Origin of the sequence: Bradyrhizobium sp. NC92 (genome assembly GCF_025200865.1) — a bacterium.
Classification (GTDB): Bacteria; Pseudomonadota; Alphaproteobacteria; order Rhizobiales; family Xanthobacteraceae; genus Bradyrhizobium.
In genome coordinates, this window is sequence record NZ_CP104171.1 from 4,068,117 (window position 1) to 4,087,351 (window position 19,235).

The following is a 19,235-nucleotide window of genomic DNA, read 5'->3' on the forward strand; positions in this document are numbered from 1 at the left end:
GTTTCCGCTTGCTAATCGCAAATTTTGCATTCAAAAATGTAAAAAACAAGAGGACATGAGGAAATGGACCTTGCTACGGAGGCGGACGACCTCGTTTTTGAATCCAACGACGGCATCGGGCGGATCACCTTCAACCGCCCGCAAGCCCGTAACGCCTTCACCTTCGCCATGTACGAGCGGCTTGCCGCGATCTGCGAGCAGGCCAACCGAGACCATGCGATCAAGGTGCTGGTGCTGCGCGGTGCGGGCGACAAGGCCTTCGCGTCCGGCACCGACATCAACCAGTTCCGCGAATTCAGGACGCCGCAGGACGCCATCGATTACGAGAACCGCATCGATCGTGTGCTGACCACGCTGGAGCGGTGCCGGGTGCCGACGGTCGCGGCGATCAACGGGTTCTGCACCGGCGGCGGCGCCGGCATTGCCGCGGCCTGCGATCTCCGCATCGGCACGAAAAGCGCAAAGATCGGATTTCCCATCGCGCGGACGCTCGGCAATTGCCTGTCGATGTCCAATGTCGGCCGTCTCACCGCCCTGATCGGCGCGGCGCGCGTCAAGGATCTCATCTTCACCGCGCGCCTCGTCGATGCCGCGGAGGCCGCAAGCGTCGGACTGCTCGGCGAGGTCGTCGAGGATCTTGCCGCCCTTGAAGGACGCGCGGACGAGGTCGCCCGGCTCGTTGCGAGCCATGCGCCGCTGACGCTGAATGCGACCAAGCAGGCTGTCGGCCGCCTGCAACGGCGGCTGACGCAGGACGAGGGCGAAGACCTCATCCTGATGTGCTACACGAGCCAGGACTTTCGCGAAGGGCTCGATGCTTTCCTCAACAAGCGCGCGCCGCAATGGCGCGGCCAATAGGATGAGCCGATGCAAAGTTCACAATCCACCTCTCGCCGTTCGGGGCCGCTGGCCGGCCTCAAGGTCATTGACCTTACCCACGTCATGGCCGGACCGACCTGCACCTTGATGCTCGCCGACATGGGCGCCGACGTCATCAAGATCGAGAAATGGCCGAACGGCGACGACACCCGCCATTCGGTGCCGCCGAAGATCGGCGACGAGGCGGCGTCCTTCCTGATGATGAACCGCAACAAGCGCGGCATCGTGCTGGATCTCAAGACCGACGGCGGCAAGGAGGTGCTGCGCCGGTTGATCGCGGATGCCGACGTGCTGGTCGAGAACTTTGCGCCTGGCGCGATGGAGCGCCTCGGCTTCGGCTATGAGGCGCTGCACGCGGAATTCCCGGCACTGATCTATTGCTCCCTGTCGGGCTTCGGCCGTACCGGCCCCTACAAGCATCGCAGGGGATTCGACCTCGTCGCGCAGGCCATGAGCGGCATCATGAGCTTTACCGGCGAGCGGCCCGACGGTCCTCCGGTCAAGTGCGGGCCGCCGCTGTCCGACATCACGGCCGGCCTGCTCGCGAGCATGGGCATCCTTGCGGCCTACACCCATCGCCTCAACACGGGCGAGGGGCAGTGGGTCGAGACCTCGCTGTATGAAGCCGCCTTGGTGCAGACCTATTGGCAGTCGACCATCGCGCTCGCCGCGGGCACCGCGCCGCGCGCGATGGGCTCGGCGCATCCGCTCAACGCGCCATATCAGGCCTTCGAAGCCTCGGACGGCTGGCTCGTGGTCGGCGGCGCCAACAAGAAGCACTGGCTGTTGATGCTGGAAGCGCTCGGCGCAAGCGAACTCGCCGACGATCCGCGCTTCGTCACCGGCGCCGATCGCATGGCCAATCTGAAGAAGCTCGAAGCCGTCCTCAGCGAGCGCTTCCGCACCCAAACGCGGGCGCATTGGCTCGCGGCGCTGGACGAGAAGGGCGTGCCGTGCGGCCCCGTGCACGACATGCTGGAGGCGCTGAGCGATCCGCAGACGCTGGCGCGGGAGATGGTTGTCGAGGTCGAGCACTCCACGCTCGGTCCCGTCAAGACGATCGGGCTTCCCATCAAGTTTTCGGAGACCCCGGGCAAAGTGCGATCAGGCGCACCGGTCTATGGTGAACACACGCGAGAGGTTCTGGCCGAGCACGGGTTCGACCAGTCACGAATCGAAGCGCTCGAAAAAGAAGGCGCAATCGTTTCCGCCCAGGAAAAGCGCGAGGAACGCGTCGCCTGAACGGACGTCGATACGACAACAATAAAAGACAAAAAAATCAGCTGGAGGAAATCATGGGTCGGACGTCAACATTTCTGCTCTCCGCAGCCGCAGTCGTGCTCGCCGGCACCATGCCGGCGCTCGCCGCCTGGCAGCCGCAAAAGCCGATCGAGTTCATTGCCACCGCCGGCCCCGGCGGCGGCACCGACAATCTCGCGCGCGCGGTGCAGAACATCATCACCAAGCACAAGCTGACGGACCAGCCGATCGTCGTCGTCAACAAGGGCGGCGGCAGCGGCGCCGAGGGCTATGTCTACGGCAAGGCCTCCGCGGGCGATCCCTACAAGGTGATCTTCGGCACGTCGAATGCCTGGCAGCAGCCGCTCGTCTCCAAGGTCGCCTTCAACTACACCGATCTCACGCCGATCGCGGCGATGGCGCAGGACGAGTTCCTGCTCTGGGTCAAGCAGGACGCGTCGTACAAGACCGCGGGCGACTATCTGAAGGCGGCCGCATCGGGCGAATTCAAGATGGGCGGCGCGCAGTCCAAGGACACCGACGAGGTGCTGACCCGCATGATCGAGAAGGCCGGCAAGGTCAAGCTGACCTACATCCCCTTCAAGAGCGGCGCCGAGACCGCCGTGCAGCTCGCCGGCGGCCATCTCGACTCCCACGTCAACAACCCCAGCGAGAGCCTCGGGCAATGGCGCGGCGGCACGCAGCGACCGCTTTGCGTGTTCAGCCCGAAGCGGCTGCCGCAGGGCCCGAAGGTCACCGCGACCGAAGGCTGGGGCGACGTTCCGACCTGCGTCGAGCAGGGCCTCGACATCAAGCAATACGAGCAGCCCCGCACCGTGTGGCTGCCCGGCAAGGTCACGCCGGAGCAGGCCGCGTTCTATGTCGACCTCATGAAGAAGGTGCAGGCAACGCCGGAGTGGAAGGACTACATCGAGAAGACCTCCCAGGTCGACACGTTCCTGACCGGTGCCGAGCTTGACAAGTTCATCAAGGAGGACCTCGAGCACGTCAAACAGGTCGCAGGCGAGCAGGGCTGGCTGGTCAAGTGAGGCCGAGGATGGCCTTCGATCGCGCAGCCGACTACAGCCCTGGTCCTCATCCTGAGGAGCCCGCCGGAGGCGGGCGTTTCGAAGGATGGCCGTGGATGCGATCTCGCCTGGAGCCGTCCTTCGATACGCGCGCCAAAGCGCGCTCCTCAGGACGAGGACTGTTTCGCCGGAGCTGCCCATGATCTCACGCCGCGCGCTTGAACTTGCGACCGCCGTGCTCACCGGCAGCTTCGGCGTGGCTGTCGTCGTCTCCAGCCTCGACAACGGCATCGGTTGGTCGAGCGCAGGCGTGGACGCCGGCACATTCCCGTTCCTGACCGGGATCATCGTCGTGCTCGGCAGCCTCTACAATCTGGGACGAGGCCTGCTGCCGGCCGCGACGCTCGCAAACGTACCGATCGCGATCACGTCCATCGAGCTGCGGCGGCTCGCGGGCCTGTTCGTGCCGGCTGCGATCTTCGTCGCCGCGATCCCGCTCGCCGGGATGTACGTCGCCTCGGCTCTGTACGTCTTCGCGGTGCTGGCGATCCCGCGGCACCAATCCGTGCCGCGCGCGCTCGCCATGGCAGGAGCCACGGCGCTCGCGCTCTATCTCGTGTTCGAGCGCATGTTCCAGGTCAGCCTGCCGCACGGCGCGCTCGCCGCCGCCTTCGGGTTCTGACGGAGGGCCCGATGGACAATCTCGCAGAGCTCCTGCACGGCTTCACCATCGCGGTCACGGCGCCGCATCTGGTTCTGATGGTGGTCGGCGTGCTGCTCGGCATTCTCGTCGGCGTGCTGCCGGGGCTGGGCGCGCCGAACGGGGTGTCGCTGCTCTTGCCGCTCACCTTCGGCATGCAGCCGGTCTCGGCCATCATCCTGCTCTCCAGCATGTATTGGGGCGCACTGTTCGGCGGCTCGGTAACCTCGATCCTGTTCAACATTCCGGGCGAGCCGTCGTCGGTGGCGACCACCTTCGACGGCTATCCCATGGCGCGCGACGGCCGGCCGACCACGGCGCTCGCGACCGCCTTCGGCTCGGCGGCGTTCGGCGCGCTGGTCGGCGTCATCCTGATCACGTTCCTCGCCTCCTGGGTGGCGCAGGTCGCGCTCGCCTTCGGACCGGCCGAGTATTTTGCGGTGTATTTCCTGGCCTTCGCCAGCTTCGTCGGCATGGGCGGCGCGGCACCGATCAAGACCGTCGTGGCACTCGCGATCGGCTTTGCGATCGCCGCCATCGGCATCGACACCGTGTCCGGCAGCGTCCGCCTCACCATGGGCGTCGATGAGCTGGTCAAGGGCGTCAGCTTCGTCGTCGCGGTGATGGGCCTGTTCGGCATTGGCGAGCTGCTGGTCGCCGTCGAGGAGGAGTTTCACGCCCGCGCGGTCTCCTCGAAGATCGATTGGCGCGAGGTGTTCCGCGCGGTCGGCCGCCTGCCGCGGCACGGCGTGGCATTGCTGCGCAGCGCCGCGATCGGCTGCTGGATGGGCATCACGCCGGGCGGCCCGACCGCGGCCTCCTTCATGAGCTACGGGATTGCGCGCCGCTTCTCGCGCCGCGGCCGATGTTTCGGCACCGGCGAGGTCGAAGGCATCATCTCGCCGGAGACGGCCGATCATGCCGCCGGGACCAGCGCGCTGCTGCCGATGCTCTCGCTCGGCATTCCCGGCTCGGCGACTGCGGCCGTGATGATGGGCGGGCTGATGATCTGGGGCCTCAATCCCGGGCCCATGCTGTTCGTCGACAGCAAGGATTTCGTCTGGGGCCTGATCGCCTCGATGTATGTCGGCAACATCGTTGCCGTGGTGCTGGTGCTGCTGACTGTGCCGGTATTCGCCGCCCTGATGCGGATTCCGTTCGTGGTGATCGCACCGCTGATCGTCATCATCTGCGTCGTCGGCGCCTATTCGGTGTCGAACTCCTATCTCGATGTTGTCATGATGCTCGGCTTCGGGGTCGTCGGCTATCTCTTCAAGAAGCTGTTCTATCCGCTGGCGCCGCTCGTGCTCGCAATCGTCATCGGCGACAAGGCCGAGGACGCGTTCCGGCAGTCGATGCTGATCTCCAAGGGCTCGCTGGGCATCTTCTTCGCGAACAAGCTGGTGACGTGCCTGATCGTGGGCGGCATCGCGCTGCTGCTGCTTCCGCTTGTGCTGCAGCTGGCGCGGCTCTGGCGCAAACCCTCTTCGCCCGCGACCGATACGCCAGTCCAGGAAAAGGTGATCATATGACCGCAAAGCCGCTGATTGCGCTGGCCATGGGCGATCCCGCCGGCATCAGCCCGGAGCTGACGGCGAAGCTGGTGGCGCAGGACGACATTCGCGCGAGCTGTCGGCTCGTCGTCATCGGCGATCGCCGCATCTTCGACGAGGGGGCGCGCGTCGCCGGCGTCCGGCCGGACTTGTCCACGGTGGAGCAGGGGACCGAGCTTCGCGCGGCGGGGGAGGATGCACTGTTCATCGATCTCCGCCACCTCGACCCCAGGGAGGTCGAGCCGAAGACGGCGACCCTTGCCGGCGGAAAATTCGCGCTGGCCAATTACAGACATGCGCTCGAGCTCGGCCGCGACGGCCATGTCGACGCGGTCTGTTTCACCCCCTTCAACAAGCAGGCGATGCGTCTTGCCCGTGCCGAGTACGACGACGAGATCGCGTTCTCGGCCGAGGTCGTCGGTCTCAAAACGCCGGCAAGCGAATTCAACGTGCTCGACCGGCTCTGGAACGCACGGGTCACTTCCCACATCCCGCTCAAGGACGTCGCTGCGAAGCTGTCCGGCGAACGCATCCATCGCGCGCTCAAGCTGACCGATTCCTGCATGCGCAACGCCGGCTTTGCGCGGCCGCGGATCGCGGTCGCAGGCCTCAACCCTCATGCCGGCGACGGAGGCAATTTCGGCCGCGAGGAGATCGACGTGATTGCGCCGGTGGTCGCGGCGAGCCAGCGCGAGGGCATTGCTGCGGAGGGACCGTTTCCCGCCGACACCGTGTTCCTGCGCGCCAAGGCCGGCGCCTTCGATGCCGTGCTGACGATGTATCACGACCAGGGCCAGATCGCGATGAAGCTGATGGGTTTCGATCGCGGCGTGACCTTGCTCGGCGGCTTCCCGTTCCCGATCTGCACGCCCGCGCACGGCACCGCCTACGACATCGCTGGGCAAGGCATCGCATCGATTGGCGCCAGCCGCGCGGCACTGCTGCTCGCAGCGGAGATGGCTCGGCGCACCCGCTAATGAATCAGGGATATTCAGGCCGTCGCGAGCCACTTGGCGAGCGGCGTCGTCCCGAGCCGCGCCTCGCCGAGCGGGTTCAGCGATTGGTCGTCGATGAGAGCGCCGTAATAGGGCGCCTTCGGATCTCCGACCACAGGCCGGGCGTCGCCGGATGCCCTCAGACGCCGCGCGATGAATTCGTTGAAGGGCGCCTTCTCGGGTCCGGCGATATCGATCGTCCCGTTGAGCGGCTGCTCCGTTGCGACTTCGGCGAGGCGGTCGGCGACGTCGGCTGCCGCGATCGGCTGAAACAATGCGGAGGGAACGACGATCTTCCCCTCGCGCACGCTGGTCTCGGCGATGGCGCCGAGGAACTCGAAGAACTGGGTGGCGCGCACGATCGAGTAGGGGACCGAGCCGGACTTGATGACGGTTTCCTGCGCCAGCTTGGCACGGAAATAGGCGTTGTCGGGCGAGCGGTCGGTGCCGACGATCGAGAGCGCCACGTGATGTCTCACGCCTGCTGCGGCCTCGGCCGCGACGAGATTCTCGCTCGATCGCTGGAAGAACGCGAGCACCGCGGCCGGCTCCCAGGACGGCGCGTTGGCGACGTCGACGACCACATCCGCGCCCGAAAGCGCTGCGGCAAGGCCTTCCCCGGTGACGGCGTTCACGCCGGATTTCGGCGAGGCAGCCACCGCATCGTGGCCGTGCAGCTTGAGCTTCGCCACGAGCCTGGACCCAATCAATCCGGTTCCGCCGATCACGACGATCTTCATGGCATGTCTCCTTGCGATTGCGGAGCGCGAGATGATCGAAGCCAATCGAAAGTCGCGCCTCCCACGTCACCCATATGGTGCGAAGTGACTCTAGCCGATCCACGGCGCAGGCTCTTGCCTGTAACAGGCATACCTTGGCGGAAAATGCTGCCCGCATTTTGCCCGACGTTTCAAAACGTCCTGATGAACGCAAGGTGGCGCAGGCCCCTAAAAAAGGCCAATGAAAACAACCCTGAGGCTACTGTGCATGGGGTTGTTTTCGCAGTTTGGGATTGGACGGGCGACCGCGTCCGATTTCGGGAAGGCGGCCCCTGGTCGCGTCACGCCCCGCAGACGATCACGCCGTACCAGCCGAGCCCGCGATAGGTCTCGTAACCCGGGGTGGCATGGAAAGCGACCAGCGTGCCCGTGCGGTCGTGGTAGAAGCCGGAGCGCTGGCCGTTCAGCGACAGCGAGATGCGTTCGCTGAGGATGCCCTGGCCGTCGGAGGCCGCGATCACGCGGAAATTCGAATCGACCAGCAGCACGCGGGCCTTGTCGCTGTCGCCGACGCGCACGCCCTGTACGATGGCGCGGGCCTGCGGCTCCCAGTCGAAATGGATGGCGAGCACCCCGATCGGCGCGCCGTTGGCCTGGCCGCCGGCGCGGACGCTGGCGCAATAGGTCGCGACCTGGGCATTGCCGAGCAGCGGCTGGTTCTCGACGTCGCCGGCGACATAATCGTCGCCGGAGCGCAAGGACCGCGCGTCGCGAAACCATTTGGTATGGGCGACGTTCTGGCCGACGACGCGGAAGCGGTCGGCGCGGCCGTTGGCGATGACGTTGCCGTCGAGGTCGCAGAGCCAGAGATCGAGATAGACGGTGTAGGCCCCGAGGATCACGCCGAGGCGCTGCGAGGCATGGGAGACGGCCGCAGCACTGGGCGAGGCCGCGCAATCGACCACGGCGGAATCGGTCGCCCACCAGCGCACGTCGCAGGTGCGTTCATAGAGATTGCGGTCGATCAGCTCGATCGCGTTGAGCGACAGGTCGACCATCCGCTCGCCGCGGGAGCGCTGGCTCATGCGGTCGATCGAGGCGACGAGATCGCCGGTGCGTTTGGTCAACTGGGTCTCGAGCTCGCGGGCAATGGTCTCGACCTGCTGGCCGACGCCGCGCACCTCCTGCGCCACGACTGCAAAGCCCGCGCCTTGTGCGCCGGCGCGCGAGCTTTCGATCAGCGCGTTCAGCGCCAGCATCTTCATCTGGTTGGTGATCTGCTGGATCGACTTGGTCTTGTCGACCGCGATCTGGTTGACCTCCGCGGTGAGGCGATTGATCAGCGCGGAGATGTCGGAATCATCGTCCGCAGGTGCGGTGGCGATCGGCTTGGCTTTCAGACCCAGCGCAGCAGACATCGGGAACTTCCCTTGGCAATGAGGTCTGATCTGCAATGAACCCGGAACAACAACTTACAGATCGAATACGATTCTTTTTCGAGGATTCCGCCTAACGCCTGCTTAATTTGCTGTTTGACGGAATGCCTAAATGATAGTCACTCCGGCCCGCCGACCTGCCATCCACCGCTTTGTGCGCCCCAGCCGTTGCAAATCGCCGGGGTTTCCCAGCCAATCCTTTCAAGCCAGTCCCGGCCGCGAGCGTGATCGCCCGGACCCGAGTTCCCAATCGATAGCCCTCGCCATGACGCCTCCCGCATCCGCACTGCCCGTCGAAGCGCCCCAGGCGTTCCTGGGCGTGACGCGCTCGCTCACCGACAAGCTGTGGCGCGACCGGCTCGATGCCCGCGGCGCGGCCCAGGCGCTCGCCATGGTGCAGCGGCACCAATTGCCGGAGCTGCTGGCGCGGGTGCTGGCGGGGCGCGGGGTCGATATCGACGCCGTCGCCGATTTCCTCGATCCGACCATCCGTAAGCTGCTGCCGGACCCGTTCACGGTGACGGAAATGGAGGCCGCCTCCAAGCGCGTCGCGGATGCCGCGACCAAGGGCGAGAAGGTCGCGATCTTCGGCGATTACGACGTCGACGGCGCGACCTCGGCGGCGCTGCTGGCCTGGCATCTGCGCCATTGCGGGCTCGATCCGCTGATCCACATTCCCGACCGGATTTTCGAGGGCTACGGCCCGAACGTCGAGGCCGTGCGCGGGCTCGCCGCAAAAGGCGCGACGCTGCTCGTCACCGTCGATTGCGGCACCACCAGCATCGAGCCGCTCGCCGAGGCCAAACGCCTCGGCATGTCCGTGGTGGTGATCGACCACCACCAATGCGGTCTCGATCTCCCCGAGGTCGATGCGCTGGTCAACCCGAACCGCCCCGATGATCTCTCGGGCCTTGGCCATCTCGCCGCGGTCGGCCTCGTGCTGGTGACGCTGGTCGCGGTGAATCGCGAGCTGCGCCAGCGCGGCTTCTGGAATGCGGAGATGCCCGAGCCGGATCTGCTCGGGATGCTGCATCACGTCGCGCTCGGCACGGTCGCCGACGTCGCGCCGCTGATCGGGCTCAACCGCGCCTTCGTGGCGAAGGGGCTGATCGCGATGCGTCGGCGCGACCATGTCGGCCACACTGCGCTGATGGACGTGGCACGGCTCAACGGCCCGCCGGAAGCCTGGCATCTCGGTTTCATGCTGGGGCCGCGCGTCAATGCCGGCGGCCGTATCGGCCGCGCCGATCTCGGCGTCCGGCTGCTGCTCGAAGGCGACAGCATCGAGGCGGCGCGGATCGCGGCCGAGCTCGACCGTCTCAACAGCGAACGCCGCGTCATCGAGCAGGCGGCGGAAGCCCAGGCCGAAGCCGAGGCGCTGGCCTCGATCGGGTTGGAGGACAAGCTCGCCGTGATCGTCACGGCCTCGGAAGGCTGGCATCCGGGCGTGGTCGGCCTCGTCGCCTCCCGCCTGAAGGAGAAGTTTTCGCGGCCTGCCTTTGCCATTGCGCTGGAGCCCGGCGGCATCGGCACCGGCTCGGGCCGCTCGATCGCGGGCGTGGATCTCGGCAAGGCGGTGCGGCAGGCGGTCGCTGACGGCATTCTGCTCAAGGGCGGCGGCCACGCCATGGCAGCGGGCGTGACGCTGCGCAAGGAGAAGCTCGCCGAATTCCGCGCCTATCTCGAGAAGGCGCTGGCGCGCGACGTCGCCGAGGCGCGCCACGTCAACGAGCTCTATATCGACTGCGCGGTCTCGGCGCGCGCGGTGACGCCGGAGCTGGCGACGACGCTCAACCGCGCCGGTCCCTTCGGCAGCGGCAATCCGGAGCCGGTGCTGGCACTGCCGGCGCACCAGCTCGTCTTCGCCGACGAAGTCGGGCAGGCACATCTGCGCCTGCGCTTCAAGGCGGGTGATGGCGCCATCGTCAACGGCATCGCGTTCCGTTCGATCGGCCAGAAGCTCGGCAATGCGCTGCTCGCCAATCGCGGCCAGCAGATGCACGTCGCGGGCTCGTTGTCGGTGGACCGCTACCAGGGCGCCGAGCGTGTGCAATTCCGCGTCGTCGACGTCGCGCTACCGGACCAGGGGCCATCCGTGATTAGATGACGCATGATCGACGAGATCATGCGTCAGAAGCAGGTTGCTCAAACAACAAAAAAGGGAGCGAACATGGCAGGGCAGGTTGAGGGCAAGGTCGCGCTGGTGACGGGCGGCGCCTCCGGCATTGGCGAGGCTATCGTCGAGCTGTTCGCGCGCGAAGGCGCGACCATTGTCATCACCGACATCGACGAGCTGCGCGGGCCCGACCTCGCCAAACGCGTGACGAATGCCGGCGGCAAGGCGATCTTTCTGGAGCAGGACGTCACCAGCGAGGAGCGCTGGATCGAGATCGTCGCCGAGATCGCAAGGCGCTTCGGCCGGTTCGACGTGCTCGTCTCCAATGCCGGCATCGGCATTTCCGTGCCATCGATCGTCGACATGACTCTCGCTGACTGGCGCAAGCAGAATGCGATCAATCTCGATGGCGTGTTTCTGTCGGTCAAGCATTGCCTTCCCCTGATGCGTAAGACCGGCGGCGGCTCGATCGTCCTGATGTCCTCGCTGGCCGGCCTGCGCGGCTCGCCCGGATTGTCGGCCTATTCGGCGACCAAGGGCGGCGTGCGGCTGTTCGCCAAGTCGATCGCGATGGAGTGCGCGGCGGCAGGCGACGGCATCCGCGTCAACTCGGTTCATCCCGGCATCATCGACACCCCGATCTGGGGCAAGATCCCGACGGGGGCGGCCGGCTCTGGCCAGAACGCCCCGATCGATCCGGAGGAGCGCGCCCGTGTCGTCACGCCGCTTGGCCGCGCCGGCCAGGCCGCGGAGATCGCCTCGGGCGTGCTGTATCTCGCCTCCGATGCCTCGCGCTATGTCACCGGCAGCGAGCTCGTCATCGATGGCGGCATGAACGCCGGCGGGGTGCCGCGGCGCGCTTGAACTGCGCAGGGCAGGGTGGCGGCCGCAGGGGCTGACGCGAAGGCGCCAGCCCTGTACAACACTGGCCAGCTCCCCAACCGACAGAGGTCTCCTTCGCCATGGCGCACAGCCTTCACGCGTCCTCACCCGCGCCCGCGACCTTCCGCTCCAATCGGCCGGATCTCGCCACCGACGCGATCCGCACCGCGCGCGAGGATCTCGCCGCCTGCTTCCGCATGGCCGCGCGCAACGGCTTTGAGGAGGGCATCTGCAATCACTTCTCGGCGGTCGTGCCGGGCCATGACGACCTCTTCCTGGTCAACCCCTACTGCTACGCCTTCCGCGAACTGACGGCGTCAAAGCTCCTGATCTGCGATTTCCACGGCAACGTGCTTGACGGCGAGGGCGTGCCCGAGGCGACCGCCTTCTACATCCACGCCGAGATGCACAGGCTGCTGCCGCGCGCCAAGGTCGCCTTCCATACGCACATGCCCTATGCCACGGCGCTGTCGATGACCGAGGGCGAGCCCCTGATTTGGGCCGGCCAGACCGCACTGAAATTCTACGGCCGCACCGCGGTCGACCGCGACTATAACGGCCTCGCGCTCGACAGCCGCGAAGGCGCGCGTATCGCCTCCGCCGTTGGCGATGCCGACATCGTCTTCATGAAGCATCACGGCGTGATGGTGCTGGCGCCGACCATCGCGGAGGCCTGGGACGATCTCTATTATCTCGAGCGCGCCGCCGAGGTTCAGGTGCTGGCGATGTCGACGGGACGGAAGGTGCTGCCGGTCGATCCCGCGATTGCGGCCGAGACCTACAGGCAGATGCGCGAGGGCGATTCCGAATCCGCGCGGCTGCATCTCGCCGCGATCCGCAGACAGCTCGATGCGGAAGAGCCGCAGTACCGGCACTGAGAAAGGGAGCACCAGCCACGGTGTCATTCCGGGGCGCGCCACTTGGCGCGAACCGGGAATCCATTTTTCCGCGCGCTTGCTGCCCGATGGATTCGGGGCTCGCGCTTCGCGCGCCCCGGAATGACGAGCGCGACTATCCACCCTGCCGCAGCTTGGCCAGCACCTTCAGTCCACCATAGCCGTCCGCCGGCGTGATGCCGGCGCGCTGCTGGAAATCCTTGACCGCCTTCATGGTGTCGTTGCCGACGCGGCCGTCGGTGCCGCCGGTGTCGAAGCCGGCCATGGTGAGGCGCGTTTGCATCTCCTGCACCTCGGCGAGCGTCAATGCACGCTCGGAGCCGGGGAAAGGCTGGATGAAGGGCGGAGCTCCCAGGCAGCGATCCCCGAGATGGCAGATCGCCAGCGCGTAGTTCATGGAAGGGTTATAGCTCTTCACCGAATAGAAGTTCGGTCCGAGCAGGAAGGTCGGCCCGCCCGCAACCGGCGTCCACATCTGTGCGGATGCGGAGGCTTGCGGAAACGGCTGACCGTCGGCGCGGGTGACGCCGGCCGCCTGCCAGGCTGCATAGGTGCGGCTGCCGCTCATGTTGCCGGACGCGCGCACCTCGTAGCCCCAATGCTCGCCGCGATGCCATTTGCCGCGATTGACAAGGTATTTTGCGGTCGAGCCCAGCGCGTCGTCGGGCTTGCCGAACGGCGAGACCTTGCCGTCGCCGTCATAGTCGATGCCGACATTGAGCCAGACTTCCGGCATCCATTGCGAATGCCCCATCGCGCCGGCCCAGGAGCCCCGCATTTCCTCAGGCGTGCTCCAACCCTTGTCGACGATGCGCAGTGCGTTGATCAGCTCGGTCTCCCAATAGGTCTTGCGGCGCGGCTCGTTCCAGGCGAGCGCGGCGAGCGAGGGAAACACCGGCCTCATATGGTTCTGCTGCACCAGGGGATCGCCATAGGCGGACTCGACGCCCCACAGCGCCAGCAGCGTGCCGCGCTCGACCCCGAAATCGCGCTCGACGCGGGCGAGCAGCGCCTCGTTGTTCTTCAGCGCGACCTTGCCGTTGATGATGCGCCAGTCCGAGACGCGACGGTTGATGTACTGCCAGACCTGCTCGTGGAATTCGGGCTGGTTGCGCATCTGCGCGAACACGCTCATGTCCGGCTCGACCCGTCCCAGCGCGCGCTGCCATGTCGCGGCGGAAATACCTTTTGCCGTCGCGCGTGCGCGAAAGCTGTCACGCCATTCGTCGAAGCCGGGAGGCGCGGCGAGAGCCCGGCTGGGAAGCGCAAGCAAAGCGGCCGCACCGAGCGTCGACTGGAGCAGGGCGCGGCGGGTGTGACGGGGCGAGGAATCAGCGTGCTTCATGGGCACATTCTAGCCGGAAACATGGCCCGTGTGAGTGGGTTCCAGGAACGGCAATGTGCGTGGATCGTGCCTGAGCGCATCGGCTGTTCCCACCGGAACAAGTGTCGCTCTTCCCGCATTCCCTCCGCGTCCGGAAGGAGGAGAAGATTCGGCCGTGGGCCGGTCCTGCCTTCCGTACGTCTGTTCATCGAAAAACGGGGTGGAATGAAGATACGCACGCATGCGGAAAGCCATGTCGTCGAGCTCGACGACGGATCGCAATGGAAGATCTTTCCCGGCGACCTCGCAACGACGCTGAGCTGGAAGCCCGAAACCGATTTGCGTCTCGAGCCGAGCAGTGAGCGAGTGAATTCGCACGTGCTGGTCAATACCGCGGACCAGACCCGCGTGCGGGTGATCGCGGCGGACGAGACCTGGCCCGACGGCGCAGTCAAGAACGCCTTGAAAGGCGGGTAGAACTGCGGCCGCGACAGCTGCGATGCCGGTCGCCTAGTCCTCCTGCAGGTCAGCCGCAATTCCGGCAAGCCAGCGCCGGATCGTGGTTTCCGCCTTTGAATCCAGATTTCGAGCGAGGCGCTTCTCCAATTCGAGCACACGCTGCCGGCACGTCTTCAAAAGTGTCGCGCCGCGCGGCGTCAGCGTCCATTGCTGGATGCGGCCGTGGACGGGATGAGGCGTCATGACAATGGCACCGTCGCGTTCGAGGTTGCGAATGATGACGCCGACGGTCTGGGGCGTCAGGAAGGTGAGGCGGGCGACATCGGCCCCCGACAAGCCCGGATAGGCGTTCAGCATCGTCAGCACCGCGAATTGCGGCGACGTCACGCCGAGATCGGCCAGGGTGCGCTCCATCGTCAGACGAACCGCGGCGTGGGCCTGGCGCAGCAGATAGCCCAGATAGCCTTGCTCGCCGCGCTTGCCTTCACCCGGCGCGGGAACATGCACGGCGCCGTGTTCAACTGCCTTTCGTCCCGATTGCGATCTCGTGACGTCATTCGTCTTGCGCGGCATATAAGAGCTCTTATAAGATATCCGAGCTCTTATAATAGGCCGAGGTGAATGGCAATGTCACACGCCCGCAGCGAATATGAAGATTTCAAACGGATCGCGCCCGATGCGTATGATCTGGTGCTGGCGCTGGGCCAGCTTGCGGCCAAGGCCGGCCTCGACAAGCAACTGCTCGAACTGGTCAAGCTGCGCGCCTCGCAAATCAACGGCTGCGCCTTCTGCGTGCAGCACCACGTCCTGCTGTCGGAACGGATCGGCGTTCCCGTCGACAAGGTCCATCTGGTCGCGGTCTGGCGCGAGGCGCCGATCTTTTCGCCGCGCGAGCGGGCTGCGCTCGCCTGGGCCGAGGCGCTGACCTGTCTGCCCGACGGCGTCGGCGACGAGGTCTATGCGGAAGCGTCCGGCGAATTCTCCGAGACTGAATTGACGTACCTGACCTCGGCCGTCGCCTCGATCAACGTCTGGAACCGCTTCGGCGCGGCGTTTCGCTGGACGCCTGCAAAGCGGCCGGTTGCAACGGCCGCCGCTGCGTTCTGACGGCGGCAAGGGGAGATCACGATGACAGCCATGAGCTTTTCTGCCGTGCAGTGGCCGGCGCCGTCGCGTTCGACGACGCTCGCCGTCGTCGCAGGGGTCGCCTGCGCGCTCGCGATCGGCAAGACGCTGCCGGTGACGATGGACACCGTCGCAGGCGTACTGACCCCGCTCTGCGCCACGGCCGCGGAGGGCTCGCCGCTCGACAAGGTCGAGCCGATCGGCTCCTACGCGCTGCCGAACGTCCCGGGCAAGCGCGTCACCATCGTGCGCGTGTCCTATGGTCCGGGCGGGTTTTCGCGGCCGCATCGCCACTCGGGATCCGTTACCGCCTACATCACCAAGGGCGAGATCCGCTCGCAACTCGGCGGCGGCCCGGTCGAGACGTTCGGCGTCGGCCAGTCCTTCTTCGAACCACCGGGCTCGACGCACCTGGTCTCGGCCAATGCCAGTATGACGGAGCCGGCGGAGTTGATTGCGGTGTTCGTGGCCGATGAAGGCGCGCAGCTGACGACTTTCCTGGAGTAGCCTACACGGGGCATTCGCGACGGCCGTGCTCAGGCCGATCGCGATCGCCTCAGCCGTTTCCATGCCGGTGCGAGTCCGTATTCGACGACCGGAATGGCAACCGCGCCGATGAGCAGTCCAAGCGCGCCCGAGATGGCTGCCTCGACCGACCATTCGATGATGCCGGCAACGGATGGAAGGAGATGTGCGGCAGCCTCGGTTGCGGCATGGACCGTGTCACCAATTGCGGGCGGGCCGTACTTTTCGATGCCGTGCAGGATGATGCCGCCGCCGACCCAGATCATGGCGGCGGTGCCGATCGCGCTCAGCACCGCCAGGAAGGCGGGCATGCCGCGGACGAGCGCGCGTCCAAGCAAGCGGATCGCGCGACCAACGAGTGAAGTGCCGCCGTAGCGCGCAAGGGCGATGCCGACATCGTCCGCCTTCACGATCAAGGCGACCACGCCATAGACCCCAACGGTGATAAAGACGCCGACCAGCGCCAGCACCAGCGCCTGCGTCCAGATGCTGCCCGCAGGGATAGCCGCCAGCGTGATCGCCATGATCTCAGCCGACAGGATGAAATCCGTCTTGATGGCGCTTGCGACCTTCTCGTCCTCGACCGATCGCGTATTCAACGCAATCGGCTGCAGCTGAGCTTCGTGCTGGTGCGCATGATGCGGCAGCACGGCTTCGAGCACCTTTTCGGCGCCCTCATAGCAGAGAAAGGCGCCGCCCAGCATCAGCAGCGGCGTGACCGCGGCGGGAAGGAAATAGCCAAGCAACAGGGCAACGGGCAGCAGAATCAGCAGCTTGTTGCGCAGCGATCCGATCGCGATCTTCCCGACGATCGGCAGTTCGCGCTTCGATGCAAAACCGATGACGTAGTTCGGCGTGACCGCCGCATCATCGATGACCACGCCGGCCGCCTTTGTGCCCGCCTTGGCAGCCTGGGCCGCGACATCGTCGAGCGAGGCTGCAGCCACCTTTGCGATCCCCGCGATGTCGTCGAGAAGACCGATCAGTCCGACACTCATCAACCTGTCCTTCTTCGTTCGAGCCGGCGAGATGCGCGACCAGATGCACGCTCCGGCAACGAACGAGTACGCTCTCAGTTCTCCTCGCCGCCCGCCCCCTCGCGCAAGTCGGGCTTGAGCACGTCCTGCGGCAGCGCATGGGCCACCGGTTGCGGCGTGATTGCGATCTCCGGGCCGATCTCGCGGCCGCGCGCGCGGATCAGCCGCTCATAGGCCGATACCAGCGTGACGTAGGGATTGACCCAGATCCAGCCGTCGCGGGTGAATACCTGGACGTCGAAATGCAGGTGCAGCGACGTTCCGGCGGGACGGTCGAGATAGTTCGAGACCACGCCGATCTTCTCGCCTTCGCTGACGAGGCGGCCGTTGACGAGGCCGTCGGCGTTCATCGCGTGCGGATTCATGTGCATGTAGCGGAAACGGATGTGCTCGGTGCGGCTATTGACCTGAAGCGTCGCCGCCTGGTCCTTGACACCGCGGATGACGATTGCATCACGCACGGCGACGACGCCGCGCTGCTTGGGATCGCAGGGCTCGCGGCCTTCGCCGGGCGGCGGACAGCCGGCGGCGCGGATGTCCTCGCCCTGATGGCCGTAGCCTCCGCCGCATTGCCACACTTCGAAACTGCGCGACTCGCAGAAATTGTCGCGCCAGGGAAAAGCGGTCGGGCCTTCGCTCTTGTCACGTTTGCCGTAGGATTGCGAGCGCACGAAGGCGGGCGCCTTCTCCAGCGGAAAGCGGATCTGGGCGTAGGCCATAGCGTCGGGATGGCCGCCCTGTTTGCGGTAGCCGGTGTTCGGGATGATGTCGCCGCTCGGCCGGTAGCTGAAATCCGGTGAACGCACCGCGGGGCGATCGATGATGTTGGACGCAACGTCCGTCAGTGGCCGCATGCGCTGGCCGCCAGCGATGCGCAGCGCTTTCAGGAAACGCTCGGCGACCGGATAGGCCTCCTTGCAGGCGAGCCGCCGCGGCCTCGCGACGCTGTCGAGGCACTGGATCGAGACCACATAGGCGGCGCCGAAGCGGGTGAAGGCGTAGCGCACATAGCCTTCCCGGATGAACCTGCGCAGATCCGGGTAGGCTGCTGCGAGCGGCTTGACTGGCTCGCCCTTGCCCCCGGCGGGATCGGCGATGTCGTAGACGAGCGCCGAGCCCGTGATCTGCACCTCGACAGGCCTTGCGTACACCCGGCTTGGCATGCCCTCACCGGCGCCTGGATCGAGCGAGAAGGTCGCGCTGTAGCCGGCGGGCCCGGCATCGAACATGTCGACAGGATTGAAATCGGCCTGGTAGCGCGACAGCGCGAGCGTAGCCGGCGCGCCGCTGCGCTGCGCATCGAGATACGCGGCGGCGTCGAACGGCAGCAGCACGGGGACGGGACTTCGGGTAATGCCGGTGAAGAAGCGCGAGGAGATCGCGTTGAGCTGCACCAGTGCGGGCATCGCGCGCGGGTCGTAGCGCGGCACTGTACGGCGGGGTGCGAAGATGAAGTCGCCCGCAATCTGGGGACGGCTGTTGATCTCGCTGCGAAGCTGGTCGAGCGCCGCGCGCCAGTCGACGCGCAGGGCCGTCAGGGAGGGGCTGCGGAATTCATCCGCAGCGAGCGGAGTGGCAATGAAGAGCGAAAGCAGCGCCAGAAGCAGCGAGACGAAGCGGAAACCCTTCCCAACCACTGCCTCGCCCCCCGGCGGTACCTGTTGCGATCGCTCGGTTCCCCGTCAGTCCTTGGCGCGCTCGGAGTAGGAGCCGTCTTCGGTCATCACCACGATACGGGTGCCGACCGAGATGTGCGGCGGCACGGTGGTGCGCACGCCGTTGGAGAGCACCGCCGGCTTGTAGGAGGAGGAGGCGGTCTGCCCCTTGGTCACGGGCTCGGTTTCGACCACTTCGAGCGTCACGCGCTGCGGCAGCGCCATCGACACCACATTGACGTCGTGGGTCGACAGCTTGACGGTCATGTCTGGCTGAAGATAGGCGGCCGCGTCGCCGACCACGTCCTTGGAGACCTGGACCTGGTCGTAGGTCTCGGGGTTCATGAAGTGGAAGCCGTCGCCGTCTTCGTACAGGAAGGTGTAGTTGCGCTCTTCGATCGTGGCCTTTTCGACCTGGTCGGTGGTCTTGTAGCGCTCGGAGATCTTTACCCCGTCCGAGATTCGGCGCATTTCGATCTGGCTGACCGGGGTGCCCTTGCCGGGATGGATGTTCTCGGCGCTCACGACGACATAGAGCTTGCCGTCTTGCTCGATCACGTTGCCCTTGCGAATAGAACTGGCGATGACTCTCAAAGCTGTATTTCCTGCTTGCTTGGCCCGGCTGCGGCCAGGACGTGGTCAAATTGATGGGGGACTTGGGGCCTCA

General features: G+C 66.0%; 19 protein-coding genes. 12 read left to right on the forward strand and 7 right to left on the reverse strand.

Features of this window, described 5'->3' with window-relative positions; all coding sequences use genetic code 11:
• Positions 1 to 63 precede the first annotated feature (63 nt).
• The 6 genes from N2602_RS18980 (at position 64) to N2602_RS19005 (ending at position 6,376) form a co-directional block, all read left to right on the forward strand.
• Positions 64 to 858 carry an enoyl-CoA hydratase/isomerase family protein gene (locus N2602_RS18980; protein ID WP_172789151.1) on the forward strand — a complete coding sequence of 265 codons (795 nt, stop codon included), beginning with the start codon at positions 64 to 66 and terminating at the stop codon, positions 856 to 858.
• 9 nt (positions 859 to 867) lie between these two features.
• Positions 868 to 2,121: a CaiB/BaiF CoA-transferase family protein gene (locus N2602_RS18985; RefSeq protein WP_172789152.1), complete on the forward strand. Its 1,254-nt coding sequence runs from the start codon at positions 868 to 870 to the stop codon at positions 2,119 to 2,121.
• A gap of 53 nt (positions 2,122 to 2,174) precedes the next feature.
• On the forward strand, positions 2,175 to 3,167 hold the full coding sequence (locus tag N2602_RS18990) for a tripartite tricarboxylate transporter substrate binding protein (RefSeq protein ID WP_172789153.1): 993 nt from the start codon (positions 2,175 to 2,177) through the stop codon (positions 3,165 to 3,167).
• 178 nt (positions 3,168 to 3,345) lie between these two features.
• Entirely contained in the window at positions 3,346 to 3,828 is a 483-nt protein-coding gene (locus N2602_RS18995) for a tripartite tricarboxylate transporter TctB family protein (protein WP_172789154.1), read from the forward strand.
• An 11-nt stretch (positions 3,829 to 3,839) separates the two neighbouring features.
• Complete coding sequence (locus tag N2602_RS19000; RefSeq protein WP_260383549.1) at positions 3,840 to 5,378, forward strand: tripartite tricarboxylate transporter permease; 1,539 nt, start codon at positions 3,840 to 3,842, stop codon at positions 5,376 to 5,378.
• Complete coding sequence (locus N2602_RS19005) at positions 5,375 to 6,376, forward strand: 4-hydroxythreonine-4-phosphate dehydrogenase PdxA (protein WP_172789156.1); 1,002 nt, start codon at positions 5,375 to 5,377, stop codon at positions 6,374 to 6,376. The genes N2602_RS19000 and N2602_RS19005 overlap by 4 nt, the downstream gene beginning before the upstream one ends.
• A gap of 14 nt (positions 6,377 to 6,390) precedes the next feature.
• Here N2602_RS19005 and N2602_RS19010 read toward each other — a convergent pair whose 3' ends face one another.
• Together N2602_RS19010 and N2602_RS19015 are read right to left on the reverse strand one after the other, a co-directional pair.
• Positions 6,391 to 7,134: an SDR family oxidoreductase gene (locus N2602_RS19010; RefSeq protein ID WP_260383550.1), complete on the reverse strand. Its 744-nt coding sequence runs from the start codon at positions 7,132 to 7,134 to the stop codon at positions 6,391 to 6,393.
• Positions 7,135 to 7,454: 320 nt separating this feature from the next.
• Positions 7,455 to 8,531, reverse strand: coding sequence for a methyl-accepting chemotaxis protein (locus N2602_RS19015; protein WP_172789158.1), 1,077 nt, complete (start codon positions 8,529 to 8,531; stop codon positions 7,455 to 7,457).
• A gap of 283 nt (positions 8,532 to 8,814) precedes the next feature.
• On the opposite strand from N2602_RS19015, the gene recJ reads away from it, so the two are divergent.
• The 3 genes from recJ to N2602_RS19030 all read left to right on the forward strand — a co-directional run bounded on the left by recJ (position 8,815) and on the right by N2602_RS19030 (position 12,425).
• Positions 8,815 to 10,656: a single-stranded-DNA-specific exonuclease RecJ gene (gene recJ, locus N2602_RS19020; RefSeq protein ID WP_260383551.1), complete on the forward strand. Its 1,842-nt coding sequence runs from the start codon at positions 8,815 to 8,817 to the stop codon at positions 10,654 to 10,656.
• Positions 10,657 to 10,719: 63 nt separating this feature from the next.
• Positions 10,720 to 11,529: an SDR family NAD(P)-dependent oxidoreductase gene (locus N2602_RS19025; RefSeq protein WP_260383552.1), complete on the forward strand. Its 810-nt coding sequence runs from the start codon at positions 10,720 to 10,722 to the stop codon at positions 11,527 to 11,529.
• 98 nt (positions 11,530 to 11,627) lie between these two features.
• The gene (locus N2602_RS19030; protein ID WP_260383553.1) at positions 11,628 to 12,425 is read left to right on the forward strand and encodes an aldolase; all 798 of its coding nucleotides are present in this window, start codon (positions 11,628 to 11,630) and stop codon (positions 12,423 to 12,425) included.
• Positions 12,426 to 12,558: 133 nt separating this feature from the next.
• Here the strand turns inward: N2602_RS19030 and N2602_RS19035 are convergent, their stop codons facing one another.
• Positions 12,559 to 13,788: a lytic murein transglycosylase gene (locus N2602_RS19035; protein ID WP_260383554.1), complete on the reverse strand. Its 1,230-nt coding sequence runs from the start codon at positions 13,786 to 13,788 to the stop codon at positions 12,559 to 12,561.
• 204 nt (positions 13,789 to 13,992) lie between these two features.
• Between N2602_RS19035 and N2602_RS19040 the strand changes: the two genes are divergently transcribed.
• Positions 13,993 to 14,244, forward strand: coding sequence for a hypothetical protein (locus tag N2602_RS19040; RefSeq protein ID WP_260383555.1), 252 nt, complete (start codon positions 13,993 to 13,995; stop codon positions 14,242 to 14,244).
• A 33-nt stretch (positions 14,245 to 14,277) separates the two neighbouring features.
• On the opposite strand, the gene N2602_RS19045 is transcribed toward N2602_RS19040, so the two are convergent.
• Positions 14,278 to 14,799, reverse strand: coding sequence for a MarR family winged helix-turn-helix transcriptional regulator (locus tag N2602_RS19045; protein ID WP_172789164.1), 522 nt, complete (start codon positions 14,797 to 14,799; stop codon positions 14,278 to 14,280).
• Between the two features lie 54 nt (positions 14,800 to 14,853).
• Here N2602_RS19045 and N2602_RS19050 point away from each other — a divergent pair, with 54 nt between their 5' ends.
• Positions 14,854 to 15,333: a carboxymuconolactone decarboxylase family protein gene (locus tag N2602_RS19050; protein WP_260383556.1), complete on the forward strand. Its 480-nt coding sequence runs from the start codon at positions 14,854 to 14,856 to the stop codon at positions 15,331 to 15,333.
• 21 nt (positions 15,334 to 15,354) lie between these two features.
• A complete protein-coding gene (locus N2602_RS19055; RefSeq protein WP_260383557.1) occupies positions 15,355 to 15,858 on the forward strand; it encodes a cupin domain-containing protein in 504 nt (167 codons plus the stop codon).
• 29 nt (positions 15,859 to 15,887) lie between these two features.
• Here the strand turns inward: N2602_RS19055 and N2602_RS19060 are convergent, their stop codons facing one another.
• The 3 genes from N2602_RS19060 to efp form a co-directional block, all read right to left on the reverse strand.
• On the reverse strand, positions 15,888 to 16,874 hold the full coding sequence (locus N2602_RS19060) for a DUF808 domain-containing protein (RefSeq protein ID WP_260383558.1): 987 nt from the start codon (positions 16,872 to 16,874) through the stop codon (positions 15,888 to 15,890).
• 74 nt (positions 16,875 to 16,948) lie between these two features.
• A complete protein-coding gene (locus tag N2602_RS19065; protein WP_260383559.1) occupies positions 16,949 to 18,550 on the reverse strand; it encodes a DUF4397 domain-containing protein in 1,602 nt (533 codons plus the stop codon).
• A gap of 45 nt (positions 18,551 to 18,595) precedes the next feature.
• A complete protein-coding gene (efp, locus tag N2602_RS19070) occupies positions 18,596 to 19,162 on the reverse strand; it encodes an elongation factor P (RefSeq protein ID WP_260383560.1) in 567 nt (188 codons plus the stop codon).
• Between the last annotated feature and the right edge of the window lie 73 nt (positions 19,163 to 19,235).